Below are 24622 nucleotides of genomic sequence, written 5' to 3'. Positions count from 1 at the left end.
TGACGGGCGGGCCCCTGTCCGCACAGCCCGACCGGCCTTACTTCATGGAGCGTTCACGCCGCTGCGACGGGTTCCGCCGCGACATGGGCCGGGGCCCGACCGGCCGAAGGGCGTGACCCGGGTGGGGTCGGCCGCACCGACGCACGCCCCTCCGGCGTCCGGTCGCCGGCCCTCCGGTGTGTCAGGCCGCCCGGTCCGCGCCTGAGCCCCGGACCGCCTCGGTCGCGGCCACCACCGGCCGCCGGGCGGGGAAACCCGTCCGGCGGGCGTACAGGACGACCGGGAGCAGGAGCAGCAGGACGGTCCAGGGGAAGGACTGACCGCCGAGGAGGCGGTCGGCACGGCCGTCGTCGAAGTGTCTGCTCAGGAGGCCGGCGCCGGCGGGGTGCCGATGGTCGGAGGGTGTTCGGGATCCGGGATCTGATGGCTCCAGCCGCCGGGCACCGCACGGCCCTGCTGGTCCCGGAACCGGACGGGGGCCATGCCGACCCGGCGGGTGAAGAGACGGGAGAAGTAGGCGGGGTCGTCGTAGCCCACCCGGCGGGCCACGGCGGCCACGGGGAGTTCGGTGGCGGCGAGGAGTTCCTTGGCGCGGCCGAGGCGGATGCCGAGGAGGTAGTCCTTGGGGCTGCATCCGGCACCGCGGCGTACGGCGGTGCGCAGTTCGGCGGGGGTCATGCCGTGGCGGGAGGCGTGCTCGGCGACGGACATGGGCTGGAAGGCGTCGCGGGCGAGGGAGCTGAGCACGGGGTCCCCGTCGGCGCCCACGTCGGCGCGGGCGCGGCGCAGCGCGACGAGCAGTTCGTGCACGGCGGCGCCGGTCTCGACCTCCAGGAGGGGATTGCCGAGGCGGGCCGCCCGGGCGATGCGGCTCACGGCGGCGCGGGCCGACGCGGTGTCCGCGAGGGGGACGACCGGGCGGTCGGGTTCGATGTAGCCGAGTTCGGTGTAGGGGGCGGTGGCCGGGCCGGTGAAGTCGACGAAGCTCTCGTCCCACCCGGTGGCGGGGTCGGGACCGTAGTGGTGCGGGGTGCCCGGGACGAGCCAGATAAGTGCGGGCGCGGTCACCGGGACGTCCCGGCCGTCGGGGCGGCGGTACCAGCCCCGGCCGGCGCTGATGACCACGGCGACGTGGTGGTCCAGGGTGCGGGGACCCACCGCGGGCAGTGTGCCGTGCTGGAGGCCGACTCCGAGGCAGACCAGCCCCAGCCGCTGGTGGGTGGGACTGGGCGTGAAGTAGCGCATCCAGGTGTGGTACATCCGCTTCCGCTTCCTCCCCGCCCGGCTCGTCGGCGTTCCGTTGCGTCCAAACAGAGCTGATCTTTGTCCATGGACGGCCGGCCCGCCAGGGGGGTGAGGTGGGGTGGTGGAACGAGAGGCGGGGACCGTGGCTGAATTCGCGGTGGGTCGGCAGGATTTCGAGCTGGACGGGCGGCCGGTACGGCTGCTGTCGGGTGCTCTGCACTACTTCCGGGTGCACGAGGGCCAGTGGGCCCACCGGTTGGCGATGCTGGGTGCCATGGGGCTGAACTGTGTGGAGACGTACGTCCCGTGGAACCTGCACGAGCCGGAGCCCGGGCGTGGTCGCGACGTGGAGGCGCTGGGACGGTTCCTGGACGCAGTCCAGGCGGCGGGGCTGTGGGCGCTCGTGCGGCCGGGACCGTACATCTGCGCCGAGTGGGAGAACGGCGGTCTGCCGCACTGGCTGACAGGTGCTCCGGGCACCCGGGTGCGGACCCGTGATCCGGCGTTCCTCGGGCAGGTGGAGCGGTGGTTCCGGCTTCTGCTGCCGCAGGTGGTGCGTCGCCAGATCGACCGGGGCGGTCCGGTCGTCATGGTGCAGGTCGAGAACGAGTACGGCAGTTACGGCTCCGACGAGGTGTACCTGGGCCGTCTCGCGGAGATGCTGCGCGAGATCGGCGTGACGGTGCCGCTGTTCACGTCCGACGGTCCGGAGGACCACATGCTGACGGGCGGTTCGGTGCCGGGGGTGCTGGCGACGGCGAACTTCGGCTCGGGGGCCCGGGAGGGCTTCGAGGCACTGCGGCGGCACCGTCCGGACGGACCCCTGATGTGCATGGAGTTCTGGTGCGGGTGGTTCGGGCACTGGGGTGCGGAACCGGTGGTCCGTGATCCCGCCGACGCCGCTGCGGCGTTGGAGGAGATCCTCCGGTGCGGCGCCTCCGTCAACCTCTACATGGCGCACGGCGGTACGAGCTTCGGCGCCTGGTCGGGGGCGAACCGTTCCGGCGAACTGCACGACGGGGAGCTCCGGCCGACCGTGACCTCGTACGACTACGACGCCCCGGTCGACGAGTACGGCCGTCCCACGGAGAAGTTCTGGCTCTTCCGCGACGTCCTCGCGCTCCACCGTGGTGGCGCCCCGCTGCCCGACGTACCTGCCCCACCCGCCGCGCTGACCGGTCCGGTGCGCGCGGAGCTCGTGGAGTGGGCACCGCTGAGTGACGTGATGGACACCCTTGGCGGTCCGGAGGCCGAGTGGGCGATGCCTCCGACGTTCGAGGCGCTGGGCGTGGCGCGGGGTGTGGTCCGCTACCGCGTCGAGGTGCCGGGGCCGCGCCGGCCGTATCCGCTGGGTGTGACCGGGCTCCGCGACCGGGCGGTGGTCTACGTCGACGGGGTGCGGGCGGGGGTGCTGGGCGGCGGCCCCGCCGAGGCCGGCTCGTACACGGCGCTGGACGAGCCGGTCGCGGGGCCGGCGGCGGTGGAGCTGTGGGTGGAGTCGCTGGGGCGGGTCAACTACGGCCCGCGTCTAGGCGAGCCGAAGGGGATCACGGGGGGCGTCCTGCACGAAAGGCAGTATCTGCACGGTGTACGGGCGCGCGGACTGGACCTGGACGCGTTCGAGAGCGAGGACGCCCTCGGGAGGGTTCCGTTCCGTTCCCCGGAGGCGGCCTCCCCAGGCCTCTTCCGGGGAACGTTCGACGTGCGCGGTGCGGGTGACGCCGGGGTCTCGCTGCCGGGGTGGGGGCGCGGCTTCGTGTGGGTGAACGGTTTCTGCCTGGGGCGCTACTGGAGCGTGGGACCCCAGGAGTCCCTGTACGTGCCCGGGACCCTGCTGCGCGAGGGTGCGAACGAGGTGTGGGTCCTGGAGCTGGAGCACTCGGGCGGACACCTGCTGACTTTCGGCTGAGGGGTGTGTCCGGAAGCCGCTGACGGCCAGGCGCCCGCCCTGCCGGGCCGACCGCCGTCACGGCACCGGCAGGGGCTCCGGGGGGACCGGACCTGGTTCGCCCGCCGCCGCCTCGTCCTGCCGCGCCCCAGGAGGCATGGCCAGGGGGCGGGCCCCGGTGCCTCGACCCGACCGCCCCGCCTGTCGGTCCGGAGCGTGTTCCCGTGTTCACGAAGCAGTCAGGGAGGCGGGCCGGCTGTCCTTTCCGGGCCCGTGTCACGTGGGTCCGGGCCGGTGAGGTCCGGCGCGGACCCACGCCCGGGAATCAGCGGCACGCGTCCGTTCCATGCGCGCCGACCGCGCCTGCACCCATCTGACAAATGCCCTGTTTGGGTGCAGGCTTGTGGTAGAGCCTTCGAAGAGGCCATGCAGGCGTGATGTCCGTGGCCATGAGCCCGCGTCGGACGTGACGTGGGTCCGAGCGGGCGGCCGTCGAGGCACTCGCCCGGGTGACGGGCAGAATCCCGGCGATGTGCGGCGCGGGCTCCCCTCCGGGCGGTGGTGTGGTGGCGAATGCCGGAACACGGGGGACGCGGAGTTCCCGTGGCCGTCGGGACGAGGGCAGCCGGGACAGCGGGGAGGACACGGTCCTTCCCGCCGAGGAAAGGGGCACGCATGAGCGATTGGCGCGGTGAACTCCCCCGGCTCCTGACAGCGGCGGAGACGGCTGCGCCTGTCGGTGCCGTCGATGTGGTCGCGGAGGACCTCCGACGGCATTTCGGCGCCACGAAGATCTCGTTCCTCATCGTGGATCTGACGGGGAGGGCGGTCGCACGGTTGTCCACATCCCCGGACACGGGCAGCGGCCGGCCGGCTGAGCGGATCCCGATGTCCGGCACCGTCTACGAGCAGGTGATCCGTACCCAGCGCCTGTACCAGGAGACAAGTGGCCACGAACAGCGGGTGATCGTGCCGGTCACCAACCGCGGCGACGCGATCGGGCTGCTGGAGCTGATCCTGCCGAGCCCACCGGACGAGGACGTCCTGCGCGGGGTCGGGGAAGCAGGCCACATGCTGGCCTACATCGTGATCGCCAACGGGCGCTTCACCGACCTCTACACCTGGGGCAAACGTTCCAGACCTCCCACCCTGGCCGCAGAGATCCAGTACCAGTTGCTGCCCCAGTCGCTGTCCTGCGAGGCAGCCCAGTTCACGCTGTGCGGAAGCCTGGAGCCCTCCGAGGACCTCAGCGGCGACACCTTCGACTACGCCCTGGACCGCGACACCCTGCACGTGTCGGTGACCGACCCCATGGGGCACGACTTGGACGCGGCCCTGGCCGCGACCATCCTGGTGGCCGCCCTGCGCGGCGCCCGCCGAGCGGGAACGGGCCTGGCCGAGCAAGCCCGCAGGGCTGACGAGGCCCTCGCCGCCCACGCCCGCGGCCACGCCACCGGGCAGCTGCTGCGCGTCGGCCTCCGCACCGGGCGGGCTCAGCTCGTCAACGCGGGTCACCCCTGGCCCCTGCGGATGCGCGACGGAGCCGTGGAGACGGTCCCCTGCGAGGTGGACCCTCCTTTCGGGCTCGCCGTGTCCGCCCCGCATCCGTATCGCGTACAGGACATCGATCTGCGCCCCGGAGATCGACTGCTCATGCTCACCGACGGCATGCTGGAACACCAGGGGAAGTACGTGGACCTGCCCGCGCTGGTGGAGCGCACCCGCGATCTGCACCCGCGGGAGACCACTCTCATGCTGACGTCAGCGATCCGGGCGGCCGCCGACGGCCGGCTGGAGGACGACGCGACGGTGGTCTGCCTGGACTGGCACGGTCCACAGGAGACCCAACGGCATGTCAGCTCCGGCGCCGACACCCAGCAGGCCTCCGCAAGCCGCCTGCAGTGACCGGGACGCCTGACGCCCGGCTGCCTCGGACGTCGTACGGCCGCCGGGCGCACAGCTTTCGGCCCCTGCCCCCGGCGGTCGTACGACGACGGATGACGGGACAGCCCTCGTCCCCCTCCGTGGGTCCTCTCAGCGGCCCGTCACGCCTCGCGCACCTCGAAGGAGTCGAGCACGAACTCCGCCGTCCCGTCGTCGCCCGTCCTGCGCAGGCCGACCCAGGTCTCGCCCTCGGACGGTGCGGTGAACTCGTAGCTCAGCACGGCCGGTGAGGTGGCGACCGGGAGGTCCCTGCGGTCGAGTTCGCGGGCGGCCGGCGCGTCGACCCCGGTGATCCACGCGTACTGCCCGGCCTTCTCGTTCTCGTACCGGAAGGTCACCCGGTAGCGCTTGCCCGCCTCGAAGCGGACGGTGTGCTGCACGGTGCGGTGGACCAGGCCGTCGTTCTCTCCGCGCGACTTGAGCGACCGGGTGCCGTCCACGACGTCGTCGATCGCCTTGCCGTTCCAGCCGCGCTGGGTGAACGGGGCGTGCCGCAGGGCGATATGGGTGCGCGGGTCCGTCGAGCCGCCGGCGTCGCCCTTGACGAACGGGCCCCAGCCCTGGGGCACGTGCTGGAAGTCCTCGAAGGCCACGGCTCCGGCCCTGGCGGTGCGCCGCGCGGCGACGATCCGCACGTTGTCGAAGCGGACCCTGGCATCCCCTTCCGCGGTGCGCAGGGTGAGGTCCACGGGGCCTCCGCCGTCCGGCACGGTGAAATAGGTGAACATGCGCTGGAATCGGGTGTCGTGCTTGCGGTCCGCCGCGACGAAGTTGACGGCGGTGGAGGAGTCGGTCCAGTTCTCGGTGGTGGTTCCGTCGGCGGTGCGCACGGTGAGCGCGGCTCGTCGGCGCTCACCCGGGTTCCTGCCCACCTCCACCTGTACGGACGCGGCGTAGGTGCCTGGCGCGAGGCGGGCGAGCCGCTGGCTCACGGCTGCCGCCGCCCCGGCGCCGACGACCAGTTCGTGGTCTCCCAGGTCGCTCAGCTCCACCGACGCCGGGCCGCTGACGTGCCAGCCGTCCAGGGAGCCGGAGTTGAAGCCCGGGTCGTGGAGCGGTGTCGCCTGCCCCCACTGCGGGGCCCGTCCGGCGGGTTTCCGGGTGCGGTGGACGACGTACGGCTGCTTCGCCTCGGCCTCGATGGTGACGCGGCCGGAACGGACGGGCAGGTCTCGGACGTGCACCCGCCCCTGGTCGGTGAGGCGGTACAGGGCCACCTCGGAGCGGCCGGACCAGCCGCGCGGCAGCCGCCAGGTGCTGCTGCCGCCGGCCGGGTTGTAGTGGTAGAGCCGGTCCGGGTCGGTGGCTTCGCGCGGCTCCCAGGGCAGCAGATAGCTACCCGCCTCGTACACGATCCGGCCGTCCGTGGTGATGCGGCGGGTGCCGTCGGTGTCGTCCACGGAGGTCCTCGTCGGGCCGGAGAACGTGATCTCGTGGGCGCCCCAGGTCCTGATGGGATACGCCTGGAGGTACTTGGCGGGCAGGCTGTCGGTCCAGATCTGCTGGTAGAAGGTGTTCCAGTCGGTCTTGTTCACCCAGCCCTCGAAGTTGCCGGTGCGCGGAATACCCAGGAGCGTCGGCCACTTGTCGGCGAAGACGTCCTTCTGGTGGTTGCGGATGAAGCGGATCAGCTGCGAGTTGATGCCCCGGGACGTGTCGGCGCCGTAGTCGGTCTCGGTGGCCCAGTGGGACCAGAGGGAGGAGCGTTCGAGGCCGTGGCCCCACTCGGTGGTGACCTGCCAGCCCTGCTCCCGCAGAGCCCGCTGGAGCCGGTCGGAGGTCCAGCCGGACTCGCGGAACACGTCGATGTACAGCATGTTCAGGGCCGGGTCGGTCTCGTCCCTGAGGTCCTGGAAGCGCTTGACGATGTCGCTGGAGACGAGATCGCGCCGCTGGTCGATGCGGTAGCTCTGGTCGAGCCAGTCCCACTGTTCGTCGCTCTTGTCGACGAGCTTCTCGGAGAACGCGTTCGCGACCGGGTACGACTCGGTGGCGTTCACGTGCACACCGAAGTCGCTTCCCCACCTGCGTCCCTCGCGCACGAGCGTGTTGAGGTCCGCGAGGCCGCCCGCCCTCTCGTTGTGGTTGCCCGCGTAGTCGGGGTGGGCGGAGTCGTGGCCCTCCGACTGGTAGCCCTTGAGCAGCGTGTACTGGCGCAGCCCGTCCGTCGCGAGGGAGATGCGCTTGACGTTGTCGAGCGTCATGAGGAACGGGTTGGTGGCCTGGCTGGCGAAGTTGAACGGGATGTGCGGGACGACCCGCAGGTGCTGCTCGTCGGCGCCCAGCGGGTCGACCATGATGTCGCGGAAGGCGATGGCGGCGTCCTGCCAGTCCACCACCCCGTCGCCGTTGCGGTCACCGGTGATGATCACGGTGGCGTACGGGAGCGGCTCGGTGGCGTCCGGGGGCGCGGTCGCGGCACGGTGGGTCCACTGCCCGCAGGTGAGCTGTGCCTTGACGTACCCCTCCTTCCTGACGGTGCGCCGCCACAGCCGCCCGTTCTCCCAGGTGGCCCCGGGCACGCTGTCGGGTTTGTCGTACGTCGTGTTGGTCTCCAGGGCCCCGCCGAGCCGGTCGTGGGCGACGACGGCGTACGCGCAGCCCGTCGGCGCGGCGTCGGAGGCGGTGCCCGGCGTGAGCTCGACCAGGGTGTCGCCGCTCGCGGCCTTGTCGAGCTGGACGCGTGCGGCGAGGAGGGCGGCGCCCGGCTGGTCGCCGCGTACCGACAGGAAGGCCAGCGCCGGGATCTCGAGCGTGCCGACGCGCAGAGCAGGTGTGTCGGCGATCCTGGTGAGCCGCCAGTCGACCCTGTGGCCGGTGACACGGATCTCTGCACGGATCTCGGTTCCGCCGTCGAAGGCGAGGGTGTACGACGCCGTGTCGCGGCCGATGCGTGAGGTCACCCGTGGGGTACGGGCGGTCCCGTCGATCAGCACGGCGGTGACCGGGTCCTCCTGCCCGTGCAGTACAGCGCCGCCGGCGCGGTCGGTGTACGAGACGATGCGCGGGAAGTCCGGGTCGACGCGCACCTCAAGTTCTCGGGAGCGCAGCACGGCCTCCCGCTGCGCCGCGAGCGCGACGCCGGGTCCCGTGAGGGCCAGCCCCGCCCCCGCCAGTGCGGTGGCGGCCACCACGGTCCTGCGGCTCGGTCCGGGATCCTGTGCGTGCATGCTCGCTCCTGGCGCTCGACGGCATCTGTGCACGCCAAGATGCGCCGCCGGGGGTGAGCGCGCCCATGGACAAAGGAGGGGCGGGTGTTGGACTAACGCGTCCGGCTCCGGTGCGGAGTTCAGTCCTGCGCGGCGGCCCCGGTGTGGATCTCGCTCCCGGCGAGCGTGATCTCGTACGCCTTGCGGAGGGTCTCGTGGACGGTCCAGGTGGTGCGGTCGCCCTCGCGCAGGATGCAGACGTCGCCCGGCCCCACGGTGAGGACCGGCCCACCGGCCACCTCGATCGTGGCGCGTCCGCCGACGACGACGAAGAGTTCGTCCGCCTCGGTGTCGGTCACCACTCCGGGGGTGATCTGCCAGATGCCGCGGATCCGCCGGCCGTCCTCGGACTGCCAGAGGACCTTCCCCGACACCTCGGGGGAACCGTCGAGAATCTGCGCGGGGTCGAGCGGGTCCGGGTCGAGGTCGGCGTCCGGGACGTGCACGGCGAAGGTGGTGAAGTCGGTCATGCCGACGACGCTAGGGCACCCGGCGGCGGCCCCGCCATCACCACGGTGTCGCGCCTGCCCCTGCGGGGGACGACGATCCGTCGCCCCCCGCGCCCGCGGACCGCATCACCGCACGGTCGGCGTGAGCCGCCAGGTCAGCGCCGCAGGGTGAGGACACCCGGCCGCCACGGCAGTTGGTCGTAGGGGCCGCCTGCGGTGGGGGACTTGCCCTGGTAGAGGAACTGCAGGTTGCAGGGGTCGACGGTCATGGTCTGGTCGGGGTTGTCGCGGACCAGGTCACCGTGGCTGATGTCGTTGGTCCAGGTGGCACCGCTGTTGGCCTTGCCCGCGAAGGGGTTGCTCTCACTCGCGGCCTGCGGGGTCCAGGTCCCGCTCAGGCTGGAGGCCGTGAAGGAGCGGAAGTAGCGTCCGTTCGCACCCATGGCCTCGACGATCATGAGGTACTGGTTCTGGCCCTGCACCTTGTAGACCTGTACTCCCTCGAACAGGTTGGCCTTGGTGTCGCTCATGATCGTCGTGTACGACGAGCCGAAGTTCCCCGGGAAGTTCCCGATCGGCATGCTCGCCCGGTAGATCTTGCCGTTGTCACCGGCGAAGAACAGGTACATGTTCTGTCCGTCGGCGATCAGGGTCTGGTCGATCGGCCCGGTGTCCGACCCGGAGATGCCGCCCGTGAACAGCGGCTGCGGCGAGGACCAGCCGTTGGCGGCGGCGGGGTCGCTCGACGTGCGGTACACGAAGGCCGACGCGCCCCACTGGTACGCCAGCACCCAGATGTTCCTGGGTGCGAAGTAGAACAGCGTGGGCGCCACCGCGGCCTGGCTCATCCCTGTCTGACCGGCCGATGCCATGTCCGACCAGTTCGTGAAGGGGCTGAACACCATCGAACCGTACGACGATCCCGACACGTTCGATGCGTAGACCAGGTGCTTGCCGTTGTACGTCACGGTGGTGAAGTCCTTCACCGCCGCCCACCCGTTCGCCGGTTGCGCCAGCACACCGGTCGACGTCCACCGGTACGCCGACGGGAGGGCGCACGAGCCGTCGGTCGGCGGCGTCCCGGTCGGACCGGCCCACTTCTGGTTGTCCGCACCGTTGCACGTCCCGATCCGCACCGCGGCGCCGTTGGCCGTACCGGCGCCCGCGACTTCCAGGCACAGCCCGGACTCCACCCCGACGACCGTGCCGTCGGCGTTCGCCCGCCACTGCTGGTTCGCACCGCCGGAGCAGGTCCAGATCTGCACCGGGGTACCGGGCGTGGTGGCATGGCCCGGAACATCCAGGCACTTACTGCCGTACACGGTCAACTGGCTGCTGTCAGTCAGCGTCCACTGCTGATTGGTCCCGCCCCAGCAGTCGTGGATCTGCAGGCGTGTGCCGTCGGTCTGCTCGGCACCCGGTACGTCGAGACACCGGTTCGAACCGGCACCGCGCAAGGCGCCGGTCGAGGCAGCCTGAGCCGGGATGGCGACGAGCAGGGACGCCAACGCGGCCGGCACCGCGAACGCCGCGCCGAGCCACGCGGAGGGATGCCTGCGGCTGAAACCACTTCTGTACATGGGCGCTTCCCCAACCTTGGGTGGGCGGTTCCGGTCGGCCTCGCAAGAAGGCGTCCGGACTGTCGGTGGAGTGCGGTGTGCAGCGGCGCGCGAGGACCACGGCAGGCCGCTTGTGACTTCCGGTCCTTCGCCGCCCGGCTTCGGGCGACATGGGAGTCAGAGACGGAGGCGCGGGTGGCACGGCCCGGGGTTGACGAGCCAATTGCCGACGCGCTCATGACAACCACCTCCGTGTTCAGCGGCGCGATCCGGAGACACCCTGCCATGCGACGAAGTGAACTGATCTGTTCGAAATATCGAAAGCAGGTCGACGTGTCGGGCAATTTGAATGATAGGGACCCGGCGGGCGACGTCAACACCTCCCGCACGTATCGCTTTCGATTCCGAAAGATCGGGACTCGCCGTGCAGCTCGAATCCGCACGCCAAGACCCGAAAGTGGGACATCGCGCCGACCTGGCCGACGAGACCTGCCCACCGGCCGCAGCGAGGGGCCCCGCCGCAGGGTCCACAGGGTTTCGAAAGTTTCGATGGAAGAGCAGAAATTTTCTACGCCCGAAAGGCTTGACGATGCATCGTCAAGCCTCAATCATTCCTGTCTGAGAAGCCGATCACTGACCGACATTTCGCACCACGCCGGCGGGGAGGAATGCGAGCCGCGGCAGGTTCGTGCGCCACCGCATCCCAGATCCGCGCACCTGATGCACCTGCGCCACCCCGTTCGTTCCGGTGAGACCGGCACCAGCACATCCTGGCTCTTCACGAAGCGGGAGACATGCGTAACGCCTCGTGAAGGGCCCCCGGCTGAGCGGCGACGGAGTACCCCCTTGCCCGCCTCGAGGATCATCCAGCCCCGGTACAGCGGTGTCCGGGGACTCCGTGCCGCGTCCGCGGCACGGGGACGGGCGGCGTCACACTCCGCGCTCCGGCCGTTCCGTGATTTCCACCTTGGAGGCACAGCCATGGGCTCGCACACCCCCACCAGACCCGTTGTCCGCCGAAAGACCCGCGGCCTGCTGTTGACGCTGGTCGTCGGCTTACTCGGCACGGTCGCCGCACTGGTCGCACCGCCGACCGCGCAGGCCGCCGAGGGCACGCTCGGAGCCGCGGCGGCGCAGAGCGGCCGCTACTTCGGCACCGCCATCGCCTCCGGCAAGCTGGGCGACTCGGCGTACACGACGATCGCGGGCCGTGAGTTCGACTCGGTGACGGCCGAGAACGAGATGAAGATCGACGCCACCGAACCGCAGCGGGGCCAGTTCAACTTCACCGCTGCCGACCGCGTCCACAACTGGGCCGTGCAGAACGGCAAACAGGTGCGTGGCCACACCCTCGCCTGGCACTCCCAGCAGCCCGGTTGGATGCAGAGCCTGAGCGGCGGCACACTGCGCCAGGCGATGATCGACCACATCAACGGCGTCATGGGCCACTACAAGGGCAGGATCGCCCAGTGGGACGTCGTGAACGAGGCATTCGCCGACGGCAGTTCGGGAGCTCGGCGGGACTCCAACCTGCAGCGCACCGGCAACGACTGGATCGAGGTGGCCTTCCGCGCCGCGCGCGCCGCCGACCCCGCGGCCAAGCTCTGCTACAACGACTACAACGTCGAGAACTGGACCTGGGCGAAAACCCAGGCCATGTACAACATGGTCCGTGACTTCAAGCAGCGCGGCGTGCCGATCGACTGCGTCGGATTCCAGTCCCACTTCAACAGCGGTAGCCCCTACAACAGCAACTTCCGCACCACGCTCCAGAGCTTCGCCGCCCTCGGCGTCGACGTGGCCATCACCGAACTCGACATCCAGGGCGCTCCGGCCTCGACCTACGCCAGTGTGACCAACGACTGCCTGTCGGTCCCGCGCTGCCTCGGCATCACCGTCTGGGGCGTGCGCGACACCGACTCCTGGCGTTCGCAGGACACACCGCTGCTGTTCAACGGCGACGGCAGCAAGAAGGGCGCGTACACCGCCGTGCTCGGCGCACTCAACGGCGGCTCCACCACGCCCCCTTCGGACTCCGGAACGGTCAGGAGCGTCGGTTCGGGCCGCTGCCTCGACGTACCGGGCACCAGCACCACCGACGGCACCCAGCTCCAGCTGTGGGACTGCCACGACGGCGTCAACCAGCAGTGGACGTACACCGACGCCGGGGAACTCAGGGTCTACGGCGACAAGTGCCTGGACGCCGCCGGCACCGGCAACGGCTCCAAAGTCCAGATCTACAGCTGCTGGGGTGGCGACAACCAGAAATGGCGCCTCGACTCCAACGGATCCATCGTCGGCACGCAGTCCGGCCTCTGCCTCGACGCCGTCTCGGGGAGCACCGCCAACGGCACCCTGATCCAGCTGTACTCCTGCTCGAACGGAAGCAACCAGCGGTGGACCCACAGCTGACGGGACCTGCGGCAGACGTGCCGGCCAACCGCTGACGGGGCACGTCGCGGCTTCTCCCGCCCTGCCGGGAGGAGACGGCAGGACCCCGGCCCGACGGGCCGGGGTCCTGCGCTGCGCGGCGCGGAGGTCAGTGGCTGCCGGTGAGTTCGCCGGTGAGCTTGCCGTGCAGGTCGGCACTCAGGTCGTTCAGCCCGGTGATCTCCACGGTCTTGCCGTGCTGGGCGTACTTGTTCTCGATCGCGTCCAGAGCGGCCACGGAGGAGGCGTCCCAGACGTGGGCGGCGGACAAGTCGATGACGACCTTCTGCGGGTCGCCCGCGTAGTCGAACTGACCTACGAGGTCGTTGGAGGAGGCGAAGAACAGCTCGCCGGTGACACGGTGGACAACCGTCGTGCCGTCGGGGTCGATGACGCTGTGGACGCGGGCGAGATGGGCGACGCGCCTGGCGAAGATGACCATCGCGGTGACCGAGCCGACGACGACGCCAACAGCCAGGTTGTCGGTCGCGACGACCATGACCACGGTGACGGCCATGACGGCGATCTCCCCGGCCGGCATCCGCTTCAGCGTCTTCGGGGCGATGGAGTGCCAGTCGAACGTCGCGAACGACACCATCACCATGACGGCCACCAGCGCGGCCATCGGGATGTCGGACACGACCGGGCCGAAGGCGATGCACAGCACCATCAGGAACGAGCCCGCGAGAAAGGTGGACAGGCGGGTGCGGGCACCGGACACCTTCACGTTGATCATCGTCTGACCGATCATCGCGCAGCCGCCCATGCCGCCGAAGAAGCCGGTGACGATGTTGGCGATGCCCTGGCCGATGGATTCGCGGGTCTTGGAGGAGTGGGTGTCGGTGATGTCGTCGACCAGCTTGGCCGTCATCAGTGACTCCATCAGCCCGACCAGCGCCATCGCGAACGCGTACGGGGCGATCGTCGTCAGGGTGTCAGTCGTGAACGGCACGTCGGGCAGGCCAGGCACCGGCAGCGAGGACGGCAGCTCGCCCTTGTCGCCCACGGTCGGCACCGCGATCCCGGCCGCGACGGTGATGACGGTCAGGATGACGATCGAGACGAGCGGGGCCGGGATCACCTTGGTGAGCTTCGGGAAGAACACCATCAGGGTCAGCCCGCCGACGATCAGCGGGTACACCGCCCATGGCACGTCGCGCATCTCGGGCACCTGCGCCACGAAGATCAGGATCGCGAGCGCGTTGACGAAGCCGACCATCACGCTGCGCGGCACGAACCGCATCAGCTTCGCCACACCGAGCGCGCCGAGGGCGACCTGCATGATCCCGGCGAGGATGACGGCGGCGATCAGGTAGCTCAGGCCGTACTCGTGGTTCAGAGGGGCGATCACCAGGGCGACGGCGCCGGTGGCGGCGGAGATCATCGCCCGGCGTCCGCCGACGACGGAGATGACCACGGCCATGGTGAACGAGGCGAACAGGCCGATCGCGGGGTCGACACCGGCGATGATCGAGAAGGAGATCGCCTCGGGGATCAGGGCCAGGGCGACGACCAGTCCGGCCAGGATCTCGGTGCGCCAGACCTTGGGGTTGTTCAGCCAGTCGGGCTTGAGGCCGCGCAACCGCGCGGCGGGAGTCACAGCTGCAGAAGACAAGGAGATGCGTACCTGTCGTGCTCGGGCACACCGCGGGCAGCCGCGTGCGTGAGGGAAGAGGAGCGGGAGACCGGCCGGCGCCCCGCGGGCGGCCCGAGGTGGGCCGGGAGGACATGGAGGAGGCGAGCCGGAGCCTGGGCGGCGCCCGCCCGGACGGATCACGCCCGGAGGCGGAGGATCACGACGGGCAGGCGGCGGCGATCGGCGCCATGGGGTCGCACACGCTCTCTCCTGCAAGAATCGGATCTTCGCCGGGGGCTCCATCGACCCCGGAAGGGCAGTGACGGGGCAGCCGGACCGCCCTCGCCGTCAGCAACTCTACCCTAACGTTAGGGTAGAGATCGGCGGGGTCGCGCGAGGCGCGGCCCGCCACGACAGGAAGGGCCAGGGGCACAGGCGTGGACGACAAGCACATGCAGATCGGCGAGGTCGCCGCGCGGACGGAGCTGTCGCTGCGCACCATCCGGCACTACGAGGAGACCGGCCTGGTCATCCCCTCCGCCCGCTCCCAAGGCGGGTTCCGCCTCTACACCGAGACCGACGTCTCCCGGCTCATGGTCATCCGCCGCATGAAACCGCTCGGCTTCACGCTCGACCAGATGCGCGACCTTCTGGACGCCACCGACCGCTTGGACCGCGACGCCACTCTCGAGCCCGGCGAACGCGAGGCCCTGCTGGAGCGTGTCCGCACGTACCGACAGGCCGCTGCCGAGCAGGTGGAGAAGCTGCGCATCCAGCTGGAACGCGCCGAGGACTTCGCCGCAACCCTGAGCGCCCGCTCGGAGCAGAACCCTCCTACCGCCGGCCTGTAGCACCGAGCCGACACGAGACGGAGCCGGTCAGCAATTCGGTGGAGGGTGGGGAATCCCCAGAAGAGCGGCCCTGTGTGTGACTTTGCCGGATTCGCCCTGCGGAAGGAACGGGAATTCGACCCGGCACCCGCGAGGGTGACGACGACGGCCGCAAGCTTCTGTCGCCCCGCCTCACGCCGGCGCTGTGGCGTACATGCCGCGAGTAGGTCGCGACCGCCCCACGGGGCGGAAGCGCGATCTGCCGATCACTTCGACCCGGAGGCCAAGGGCTGTGCCGCAATTCCCGGTGGATCAGCGCGCGGCGTCAGATGCGGTGCATCGCAAGGCGGAGGGACGTCCGCATACTGGACGTATATGGATGTTCCGACAACGCAGCGAGGTGCCGTAGCTGTCGTCGCGCGCCCGCCGGGAATCGCGGGACAGCCCTTAGGGCCGGTGAGCGCCGGCCGGTTCCCTGCCGGATCTCCTGAGCGGGATGGCACGCAGGGCCTCCCGGTCAGGGCGTGCTGTCGTCACGGATGCGGGAGATGATCGGGACATGAGCGGCGAAAGAGACCTGGTGTGCCGTACGGCGCCGATCTGGCGCCGCTTCGCGGGGCAGCTGGCGGGGGCGGCCGGGCGCCGCCCGGTCCGCGTCGGACGCACGGCGAGCCACGATCCCGCGCCGAGGCACTACGAAGCGGCTCCGCCGCAGTCCGCGGCCGTGCCGCCGCCGGGCGGACACCGAAGGCGGGGTCGGTGAAGCAAGAACGTCTCCTCCGGCATTACGCGGCGCTGATGAGCGCCGTGCCTCAGTCGGTCTGGGTGCTGTCGGCCGACGGGGTCATCACTCTCCTGGCGGGAAGCGGCTTGAGGGAGAGGCTGTGGCACCCGGATGACGGGACCTCGTGGATGGACGCCGTACATCCGAAGGACCGGGACTGGTTCCGGCGGGCCTGGCGCAGGACCACTGAGGAAAGTTCTCCACTCGACACGGTTGTACGGGTGCGGCTCAAGGACACCCCCGACCGCTTCCGCCACATCAAGATCATCGCCGTGCCCGTCCTGGACGAGGAAGGTGACACCGAATGGGTCGGCACGGCCGCCGACGCCGAGGACCACTGGCGCGTCCGGATACGGGAGAAACTACTGGCTCGCATGGCGGCGGTTCCGGCAGCGCACGACCTGTCCGAGGCGTTCCTGACGACCGCGGCCGCCGTCGTCCCCGAACTCGCGGACGCCGTCGCCGTCTTCCACCTGCGGGGCGAGCGCGGGCCCGGTCACGGGCCGCCGAGGCGTGCGGCGTACGCGCCATCGACGCAGAGCGTGGGACTGGCACCGGGGCTGCCGTCCCTGTACCCGCTGGACAGCGACATCCTGCGGGGGGTGGCCCCACGGGAGGTCGTGGAGAACCAGGAGGCCCGTCTGTTGGTCTTCCCGCCCGGAGAGCCTCCGGAGGACAGCCTCTCGACGGCCTCCGTACGGTGGCTGCGCAGATCCGGTGCGACCAGTGTCGCGCTGGTTCCCGTCGTGGTTGACGGCAGGGCTGTGGCCCTTGTGGCCACGACAACCTGTCGGGGGAACCCGCCGCCGGACGAGGCCGATCTGAACCTGCTGCAGGACGTCTTCCAGCAGATGAGCGGACCCCTGCGTCGAACCATGGAGCTGCAGTCGATCCGCGACAAGGCTCTGGCCCTGCAGCAGTCCTTCCTCACTCCTCCACCGGTCGTCGACGGCATCTCGATCACGGCTCTGTACCATCCGGCCGACTCGGCCGCGGAGGTCGGTGGGGACTGGTACGACGCGGTCAGGCTCTCGGCGGACTCGCTCGCCCTGTCCATCGGCGACATCGCGGGCCATGACCTGAACGCTGCCGCCGCGATGGGCCGCGTCAACAGCCTGCTGCGAGGACTCGCCTACGACAGCGGGCCCGCCGCCAGCCCGGCGGTCACCCTGCGCCGGCTCGACCGAATCGTGCAGGCGCTCGACGGGCCGTCGATGGTCACAACGGTGCACACGGTCATCCGTCGGCTGGCCCCTCGCGTCTGGCGTGTCACCCTGTCCAACGCGGGTCACCCTCCGCCGATGCTGATCCCGCGCGACGCACCGCCGCGGTACCTGCACGGCCTCACGGCCCCGGACCCTCCGTTGTGCGTCACCGATGACCTGCCCCGCACCGATCTCCACACGGTCATCCGGGAAGGCGACACCCTGGTCCTCTATACCGACGGGCTGGTGGAAGCACCTGGCACGGACATCGGCGACAACCTTCGGCGCCTGCGCGAGCACACGGAGGCCCTCGTACGGGCGGGGGTACCCCTGGAGACACTGATCCGAAAACTCCTGCCGCCCGCCCACGACCGGCTGGACGACATCGCCGTCATCGCCCTGCACGCGCGGGCGGGCCAGTAGTCCGTCGACGCGTGGAGGAGTTGCCCGGATGCGTCGCCCGGGCCGGGCCGGCGGAAGCCTCCGGCCCGGCGAACCCGTTTGTGTACCCGGCACCGCGATATACCGTCGAACAAGCCGTACCTGACCGAAAGAGGCCTCGCATGAGCACCCCCCAAGACCGGCAGAGCGGACTCACCACCTCCCGGGCTCACTCCGCCCGGGTCTACGACTACATCCTGGGCGGGAAGGACCACTTCCCCGTCGATGCCGAAGCCGGCGACGCGATGTGCCGCCACTGGCCCGCCCTGCCCGTCCACATGATGGAGAACCGCCGGTTCATGCACCGCGCCGGCCGGTTCCTCGCGGAAGAGTGCGGCATCCGCCAGTTCCTCGACATCGGTACGGGGCTGCCGACGCCTCCCAACCTGCACCAGGTCGTGCAGGAGGTGGCACCGGAGTCGCACGTGGTCTACGTGGACAACGATCCCATCGTGCTCGCGCACGCGCGTGCCCTGCTCCAGAGTTCGACCGAGGGCGCCACCGCGTACGTGGACGCCGACATGCACGACCCCGACGCCATCCTCGGCAGCCAGGAGTTCCGGGACCTGATCGACCTGAACCGGCCCGTCGGTCTGATGGTGATCGGCATCATGCACTTCATCCTGCCGCCCGACGACCGGCGTCTGATCACCAGGCTGCTGGATCCTCTGCCGTCCGGCAGCTACCTGGCCATGACCGTCGGCACCGCGGACTTCGCACCGGAGGAGGTCAACCGGGTGGCGCAGGAGTACCGCCGGCAAGGTATGCCCTTCGTCCTGCGCGACCTCCGGACGGCCACCTCGTTCTTCGACGGGCTGGAGTTGCAGGACCCGGGAGTCGCCCAGGTGCACGCCTGGCGCCCGGGTCCGGAGCAGAATGCCGTCGACGGCCGGGACATCGCGATGTACGGCGCGGTGGCCAGAAAGCCCTGAAGCCCGGCTCCCCCGAGCCCGTCGATCCGCCGGGGTGACCGAACGGCGGGATGAACGGGCCCAGGACGTCGCCGAGGTCGCCGAGGTCGCCGAGGTCGCCGAGGTCGCCACCTGATCGTCCGCCCGGGGAGGCTCCCGGGCGTACCCGCTCCCACCACTGCCGCACGATCCGTCCCGCGGATTCTGGTCCAGACCAGAACATTGACGCGTCCCTGACCGGTCGATACGCTCCAGGAAGTGTCCTGAGAGCGCTCTCAGAGTCGCCTCGGGTGTCTCCCACTGGCTGCCTCCACAGCACGGCCTTCCGGATGAGGAGTAGAGCTTGTCTGCCAACCTTCGTTCCGCCCCGCACACGCACCGGGCCCGCACCAGGCCCGCCGCCCTGGTTGCCGCGCTCGCGCTGGCCGGCGGATGTCTCGTCGCCACCCAGGTCACCGCCGCCACCGAGGCCGCGGCCGTCCCCACGACCATCCCGCTCACGCTGGCCAACAACTCCGGGCGCGGCGAGCAGGTGCACGTCTACGTCATCGGCACCGAACTCTCGTCCGGGCGCCAGGGCTGGGCAGACGCGAACGGCGCCTTCCATCCGTGGCCCGTCGGCGGCAACCCCCCGACGCCCGCTCCCGACGCGTCCATCGCAGGCCCGGCCAACGGGCAGTCGAAGACGATCCGGATGCCGAAGTTCTCCGGCCGGGTCTACTTCTCCTACGGGCAGAAGCTCGTCTTCAAGCTCACCACCGGCGGCCTGGTGCAGCCCGCGGTGCAGAACCCGAGCGACCCGAACGCCAACATCCTCTTCAACTGGACCGAGTACACGCTCAACGACGCCGGCCTGTGGATCAACAGCACGCAGGTCGACATGTTCTCCGCCCCTTACGCGGTCGGAGTGAAGCGGGCGAACGGCACCACCCTCAACACCGGGCACCTCAAGTCCGGCGGCTACAAAGCGTTCTTCGACTCCCTGCGCAGCCAGCCCGGCGGCTGGGGCGGGCTCATCAGGACCCGCTCCGACGGTACGATCCTGCGGGCGCTCGCCCCCGGCCACGGCATCGAGGCCGGGGCGCTACCGGCCTCCGTCATGAACGACTACGTCAACCGGGTGTGGAGCAAGTACTCCTCGCAGACGCTGACCGTCCAGCCGTTCAAGGACCAGCCGAACACGAAGTACTTCGGACGAGTTCAGGGCAACACCATGAACTTCACCAACAGTTCGGGAGCGGTCGTCACCAGCTTCCAGAAGCCTGACTCCGACAGCATCTTCGGCTGCTACAAACTCCTTGACGCGCCCAACGACCTGGTGCGGGGGCCCATCTCCCGCACACTGTGCGCCGGCTACAACCGGTCGACACTGCTGACCAACCCCAACCAGCCCGACGCGAGCAACGCGAACTTCTACAAGGACGCGGTCACCAACCACTACTCCGCCAAGATCCACGCCCAGATGGCCGACGGCAAGGCCTACGGCTTCGCCTTCGACGACGTGGGCGCGCACGAATCGCTCGTGCACGACGGCGACCCGCAGCAGGCGTACATCACGCTGGACTCGTTCAACTAGGACCTGTCCGTGTCCGATTGCTCATGGACCCCTCCGTGCCGAGTCGTTCCCGCGGGCAGGGGGCGGAGTGGGATCCGCCCGCCCCGGCCAACGCCCGCCGAAGCCCGGCGGGGCCTCGGGTTGGACGAGCATGACGGGGTATCCGCAGGCGGTCGGTTGAGCCACCCTACGTGCGGCCGAACGGTGAAGTCGCCGTCTGTACGGGCGGCCTCGGTCCCGGTCGCGTCATCGGGGGTCGGCAGCGCCCGATGCCTCCCCGTCGTCCGCCCGCGTGAAGACGTGCCCGCCACAACTTGGACCGCGGCGAGCACGTCTTCACGCCGACGCTCCCGGAGGACTTTGCCGCCCCACCGGGTCCCTTCGGGCCCCAGAAGGACGGCCCGGCAGTGGCAGGCCGACCACCAGGCGTTCGGCAAGCGGGATCTGTTCGCCACCGACTACGTCTACGTGTGGGCTGACGGCATCCACCTGCGCATACGCCCTGCCCAGGCGAAGTCCTGCGTGCTGGTGCTGATGGGCGTCCCTGCCGAGGGCACGAACGAGCTGATCGCCATGAGCGACGGCTCCCGCAAATCGGCCGAGTCCTGGGCTGACCTCCTGCGCGACAGCCGGCTCAGGGGCATGCGATCCCCCGTCTTGGCCGTCGGCGCCTTGGGATTCCGGAGGGCTATCGCCGAGGTGTTTCCCGAGGCCCGGCACCAGCGGTGCTGGGTTCACAAGACCTCAAATGTTCTTGCCCGAAAGGAGATCTGCAACGCCGAGGACCGTGAGCGCGCGCTGAAGGCCGTCGCGGCGTTCGAGAAAACGTACAGCGTGGTGAAGTTCCCCAAGGCCGTCAGGAAGGTCACCGACCACGTCCACGAGCTGCTGGCGTTCTACGACCTCCCCGCCGAGCACTGGATCCACCTGCACACGACGCACCCGATCGAGTCGACCTTTGCCACGGTGAGGCTCAGGACGAAGGTCACCAAGGGGGCTGGCAGTGCGGCCGCCGCACTCGCGATGGCGTTCGAACTCGTCGAGTCCGCCCAGGCCCGGTGGCGGCCCGTGAACGCACCCTACCTCGTTGCCTTGGCCGGGCCGGAGCAGGCTTTGAACGCGGCCACCTCGTCGAACGCTCCGAGGCTCAGGCGGCCTGACTCACGTCACCGCGGCTTGCGATGCTCAGTCCGACAGTTCCCACAGCAGCCGGTAGTACATGATCCGTTCCAGGTCCGGCTCGACTCCGTAAGCTTCGAGCAGTGGCTCTTCCCATCCCGGACCGTAGTTCCACTGTGTGCTCCACGTGGCAACCGCGAGGTCGGCCCAGCGGTCCGCGACACCGAGCGTGCCGAGATCGACGTGCCCGGTCCACGTGCCGTCGTCACCGACCAGGGTGTTGGGAGCGCAGGCGTCACCATGGCAGACGACGAGCCGGTCGATGGGCGGGATGTCAGCGAGCGCATCGAGCGCGCGTTCGACAGTGCCGAAGTGCCGAAGCTCTTGAGGCCAGTCCGCTGGACTGATCCGTCCCGCCACCGCTCGTGACCGTGCACCTTCCAGGCGCATTTCGGCTGACCAGTCGAACGGGCAGTCCGCGATGGGCAGCGCGTCATGGACCGCCCGCAGCCCCGAGCCGATCGCGCGTACCGCGCTGCCGGGGTCGCGCTTCCAGTGGTCGTCCACCGCCGTACGTCCGGGCAAGCCATGGGTGATGATCCAGGACCCCGTTTCGTCCGCGCCCTCACCGAGTACCCGCGGCACCACGGTGAACCCCGCCGCCCACCGCAGGCGTGCCACCTCAGCCGCAAGGTCGATACCGCTGCCGACCGGCGTCCACTTAATAAACTGCCGTGTATCGCCCAAGCCGACCTGGAACGTCAACCCGCCGAGCTCGTTCTCCCACACGGCCCGTACCGGCCGCCCCGCAGCGAGCTCGGCAACGATACGTGGAGGCTCGACAGGCCCCTGGGGCGAAGTGGCGATCATCCGCTCATTCTCACCAGAGCGGCCGCCAAGGCCAATCACTTTTGGGCACATCGGCCAGTCGCCCATCCGACCAGCCGATCCACAGAATTTAGCGATTCCTCCCGAGGTGGACATAAATCGCCGTAGCACGGGCACCGGGCCGTGGCCTCACTCCGACCCAACAGACCGTCAACCGCGTGCTGTCCGCGGCACGGGCTCCGGTCGAGCGTGGCGTCGCACGGCTGAAGTCGTGGCAGATCTTCCGCAAGGCCCGGTGCAGTCCGAATCGAATGTCGTCAGCCGCTGTAGCCGTCCTCACCTTGGAGCGGCAGCGCCGAACCCAAGGCACCGATCTATCGCGATGGAAGTCCGACGAGATCCAAGCCGTTGTTCGATGCTCTGCTGCAGCGCGGTCGTGAGATCGACGGGAGGTTCGGGCTGAAGCGGTTCGGCCGAACCGTCAGCGTCAGCCGCCTCCGCCTCCGCCGCTGGTGTTGTCCGGACCGAGGTCATTCCGGCTCTGGTTCGCGCCGGATCCCCAATGCTCGTAGCAGATGAGCCCCGCCCCGAAGAGCAAGACGATCCCCGTAGCGATCAGCGATATCCACGCGCCGGCATCCATGCTTGCGGATGTACCCACAGCTGTCAGTGCGAAGCCTCACCCGGGCCTCCATCGATCCGGAGCGGTTCAGTGGGCGTTGTCAACTTGGCTGACATACCGGGTGCCTGAGACGACTATGATCCAAGACATGCCCGCCCGATCCGGAGTGGGCAGACCTCCTCACCGACGAGGACAAACGCGCCCTGACCCCGCTGTTCTGGATGCACATTCAGCCCTACGGCGAGGTACGGCGGAATACGGGCCGCCGTCTTCAGCTCGCCCGGCCCGTCCCGCAGGAGCCAGACCCCGAGTGGGCCGCCGCGTAGCCCGCCCCCAGAACCTCAGAGGACCCCGGCCGCGGCCGGGGTCCTCTGACATACGCGCATACGGAGCGCCTTCGATCCAAAAGCTACTGGCGGGTTACTTGTCACCTGGTTCGCCACTCGTCAACGGCACCCCGAAAAGGAGCACAGGACGCATGCCCGCCGACGAGCGCCAGCCACACAGCGGATCGTGACCCCTCCCGCTGTGTGTACTCAACGGCGGTTCCTAACCGCGAAACGACTCCAGCAGCCTCAGCCAGACCTCACTGATCGTCGGATAGGCGGGGACCGCGTGCCAGAGGCGGTCGATGGGCACCTCGCCCGCGACGGCCACGGTCGCGGAGTGCAGCAGCTCGCCGACGCCCGGTCCGACGAAGGTGACACCCAGGAGGATCTCGCGGTCCAGGTCGACGATCATCCTCGCCTGCCCCTTGTATCCCTCGGCGTACAGGCCCGATCCGGCGACAGCGGCCAGGTCGTGGTCGACGGCGCGCACCCGGTGGCCCGCGGCCTGCGCCTCCGCGAGTGTGAGACCGACCGAGGCGGCCTCCGGGTCCGTGAACACGACCTGGGGTACGGCCGCGTGGTCCGCGGTGGCCGCGTGCGCACCCCAGCGGTCCGTCTCCAGCAGAGGTGTGTCCTGCGCGCGGGCGGCGATGGCCGCTCCCGCGATACGTGCCTGGTACTTGCCCTGATGGGTGAGCAGGGCCCGGTGGTTGACGTCGCCGACCGCGTAGAGCCAGTCGCTGCCCTCCACCCGGCAGCTGTCGTCGACCGTGAGCCAGGAGCCGGGCTCGATACCCACCGTGTCGAGGCCGAGGTCGTCGGTGCGGGGGGCCCGCCCCGTGGCGAAGAGGATCTCGTCGGTCTCCAGCGGTTCACCGTGGTCGAGTTCGACGGTGACCGGGCCGTCCTGGCCGGCCCGTCGCACACCGGTGGCGGACACCCCGGTCAGGATGCGGACGCCCGCCTCGGTCAGGGCGTCGGCGACGAGCTCACCGGCGAAGGGCTCCATCTTCGGGAGCAGTCGTTCACCACGGATCAGCATCGTGACCTCGGCGCCGAGTCCCCGCCAGGCGGTGGCCATCTCGACACCGACCACTCCCCCGCCCACCACCACGAGCCGGCCGGGCACATCCTTGGCGCTGGTCGCCTCGCGGCTGGTCCAGGGGCGTACGTCCTCGATTCCGGCCAGGCCTGGGACGACGGCCCGGCTGCCGGTACAGACGGCGACGGCGTGCCGCGCCGTGAGGTGCCGCACCGTACCGTCGGCTGCGGTGACGGACACCTGGCGGGTTCCGCTCAGCCTGCCCACGCCCCGGTGGACATCGGCGCCGATGGCGTCCAGCCAGGCGAGCTGGCCGTCGTCCTTCCAGTGCGCCGCCATCTCGTCACGTCGGGCGAGGACGGCGTCCGCGTCCAGCGGCCCGCGCACCGCTTCGCCCAGCCCCGGGACCCGGCGCGCTTCGGCGCGTGCCACGACCGGCCGGAGCAGGGCCTTGCTGGGCATGCACGCCCAGTACGAACACTCGCCGCCGATCAGTTCCGACTCGACGACGGCGGTGCGCAGCCCGGCGGCCCTGGCACGGTCGGCGACGTTCTCGCCCACGGGCCCCGCCCCGATGACCACGACGTCGTATTCGGTGTTCCTCGAAGCATCCTTCGAAACATCAGCATCAGTCATGGGATCAGTGTGGTCATGGG

The 24622-nt window shown here is 70.0% G+C and carries 14 protein-coding genes and 2 pseudogenes; 9 read left to right on the top strand and 7 right to left on the bottom strand.

The window, feature by feature from the left end; translation table 11 throughout:
• Nucleotides 1-363: 363 nt before the first annotated feature.
• Nucleotides 364-1260: an AraC family transcriptional regulator gene (locus tag AB0I83_RS26690; protein ID WP_363306417.1), complete on the bottom strand. Its 897-nt coding sequence runs from the start codon at nt 1258-1260 to the stop codon at nt 364-366.
• Between the two features lie 127 nt (nt 1261-1387).
• Here AB0I83_RS26690 and AB0I83_RS26685 point away from each other — a divergent pair, with 127 nt between their 5' ends.
• Nucleotides 1388-3154: a glycoside hydrolase family 35 protein gene (locus AB0I83_RS26685; RefSeq protein WP_363306416.1), complete on the top strand. Its 1767-nt coding sequence runs from the start codon at nt 1388-1390 to the stop codon at nt 3152-3154.
• A 654-nt stretch (nt 3155-3808) separates the two neighbouring features.
• Complete coding sequence (locus AB0I83_RS26680) at nt 3809-5038, top strand: PP2C family protein-serine/threonine phosphatase (RefSeq protein WP_363306415.1); 1230 nt, start codon at nt 3809-3811, stop codon at nt 5036-5038.
• 140 nt (nt 5039-5178) lie between these two features.
• Here AB0I83_RS26680 and AB0I83_RS26675 read toward each other — a convergent pair whose 3' ends face one another.
• The 3 genes from AB0I83_RS26675 to AB0I83_RS26665 form a co-directional block, all read right to left on the bottom strand.
• Nucleotides 5179-8247 carry an endo-alpha-N-acetylgalactosaminidase family protein gene (locus AB0I83_RS26675; protein WP_363306414.1) on the bottom strand — a complete coding sequence of 1023 codons (3069 nt, stop codon included), beginning with the start codon at nt 8245-8247 and terminating at the stop codon, nt 5179-5181.
• A 119-nt stretch (nt 8248-8366) separates the two neighbouring features.
• Nucleotides 8367-8756, bottom strand: coding sequence for a cupin domain-containing protein (locus AB0I83_RS26670; protein ID WP_363306413.1), 390 nt, complete (start codon nt 8754-8756; stop codon nt 8367-8369).
• A gap of 134 nt (nt 8757-8890) precedes the next feature.
• Nucleotides 8891-10315 carry a non-reducing end alpha-L-arabinofuranosidase family hydrolase gene (locus AB0I83_RS26665; RefSeq protein ID WP_363306412.1) on the bottom strand — a complete coding sequence of 475 codons (1425 nt, stop codon included), beginning with the start codon at nt 10313-10315 and terminating at the stop codon, nt 8891-8893.
• Nucleotides 10316-11275: 960 nt separating this feature from the next.
• Between AB0I83_RS26665 and AB0I83_RS26660 the strand changes: the two genes are divergently transcribed.
• On the top strand, nt 11276-12706 hold the full coding sequence (locus tag AB0I83_RS26660) for an endo-1,4-beta-xylanase (protein ID WP_363306411.1): 1431 nt from the start codon (nt 11276-11278) through the stop codon (nt 12704-12706).
• 127 nt (nt 12707-12833) lie between these two features.
• Here the strand turns inward: AB0I83_RS26660 and AB0I83_RS26655 are convergent, their stop codons facing one another.
• Complete coding sequence (locus AB0I83_RS26655) at nt 12834-14339, bottom strand: SulP family inorganic anion transporter (protein ID WP_363306410.1); 1506 nt, start codon at nt 14337-14339, stop codon at nt 12834-12836.
• A 398-nt stretch (nt 14340-14737) separates the two neighbouring features.
• Between AB0I83_RS26655 and AB0I83_RS26650 the strand changes: the two genes are divergently transcribed.
• The 5 genes and pseudogenes from AB0I83_RS26650 to AB0I83_RS26630 all read left to right on the top strand — a co-directional run.
• A complete protein-coding gene (locus AB0I83_RS26650) occupies nt 14738-15151 on the top strand; it encodes a MerR family transcriptional regulator (protein WP_363306409.1) in 414 nt (137 codons plus the stop codon).
• Between the two features lie 777 nt (nt 15152-15928).
• Nucleotides 15929-17542, top strand: coding sequence for a SpoIIE family protein phosphatase (locus tag AB0I83_RS26645; protein ID WP_363306408.1), 1614 nt, complete (start codon nt 15929-15931; stop codon nt 17540-17542).
• Between the two features lie 140 nt (nt 17543-17682).
• On the top strand, nt 17683-18492 hold the full coding sequence (locus tag AB0I83_RS26640; RefSeq protein ID WP_363306407.1) for an SAM-dependent methyltransferase: 810 nt from the start codon (nt 17683-17685) through the stop codon (nt 18490-18492).
• A 322-nt stretch (nt 18493-18814) separates the two neighbouring features.
• Nucleotides 18815-20047, top strand: a complete 1233-nt coding sequence (locus tag AB0I83_RS26635; RefSeq protein ID WP_363306406.1) for a glycoside hydrolase family 64 protein — start codon at nt 18815-18817, stop codon at nt 20045-20047.
• A 384-nt stretch (nt 20048-20431) separates the two neighbouring features.
• Nucleotides 20432-21186: pseudogene (locus AB0I83_RS26630) on the top strand (transposase); the annotation flags it as partial.
• A 25-nt stretch (nt 21187-21211) separates the two neighbouring features.
• On the opposite strand, the gene AB0I83_RS26625 reads toward AB0I83_RS26630, so the two are convergent.
• A complete protein-coding gene (locus AB0I83_RS26625) occupies nt 21212-22081 on the bottom strand; it encodes an aminoglycoside 3'-phosphotransferase (protein ID WP_363306405.1) in 870 nt (289 codons plus the stop codon).
• An 80-nt stretch (nt 22082-22161) separates the two neighbouring features.
• On the opposite strand from AB0I83_RS26625, the pseudogene AB0I83_RS26620 reads away from it, so the two are divergent.
• Nucleotides 22162-22329 (top strand): annotated as a pseudogene (locus AB0I83_RS26620) (transposase family protein); the annotation flags it as partial.
• Between the two features lie 815 nt (nt 22330-23144).
• Here the strand turns inward: AB0I83_RS26620 and AB0I83_RS26615 are convergent.
• A complete protein-coding gene (locus AB0I83_RS26615; RefSeq protein WP_363306404.1) occupies nt 23145-24602 on the bottom strand; it encodes an NAD(P)/FAD-dependent oxidoreductase in 1458 nt (485 codons plus the stop codon).
• Nucleotides 24603-24622 lie beyond the last annotated feature (20 nt).

It is taken from the genome of Streptomyces sp. NPDC049970 (genome assembly GCF_040660235.1).
In the GTDB taxonomy this organism is placed as follows: Bacteria; Actinomycetota; Actinomycetes; order Streptomycetales; family Streptomycetaceae; genus Streptomyces.
This window is presented reverse-complemented; position numbering and strand designations above follow the sequence as displayed.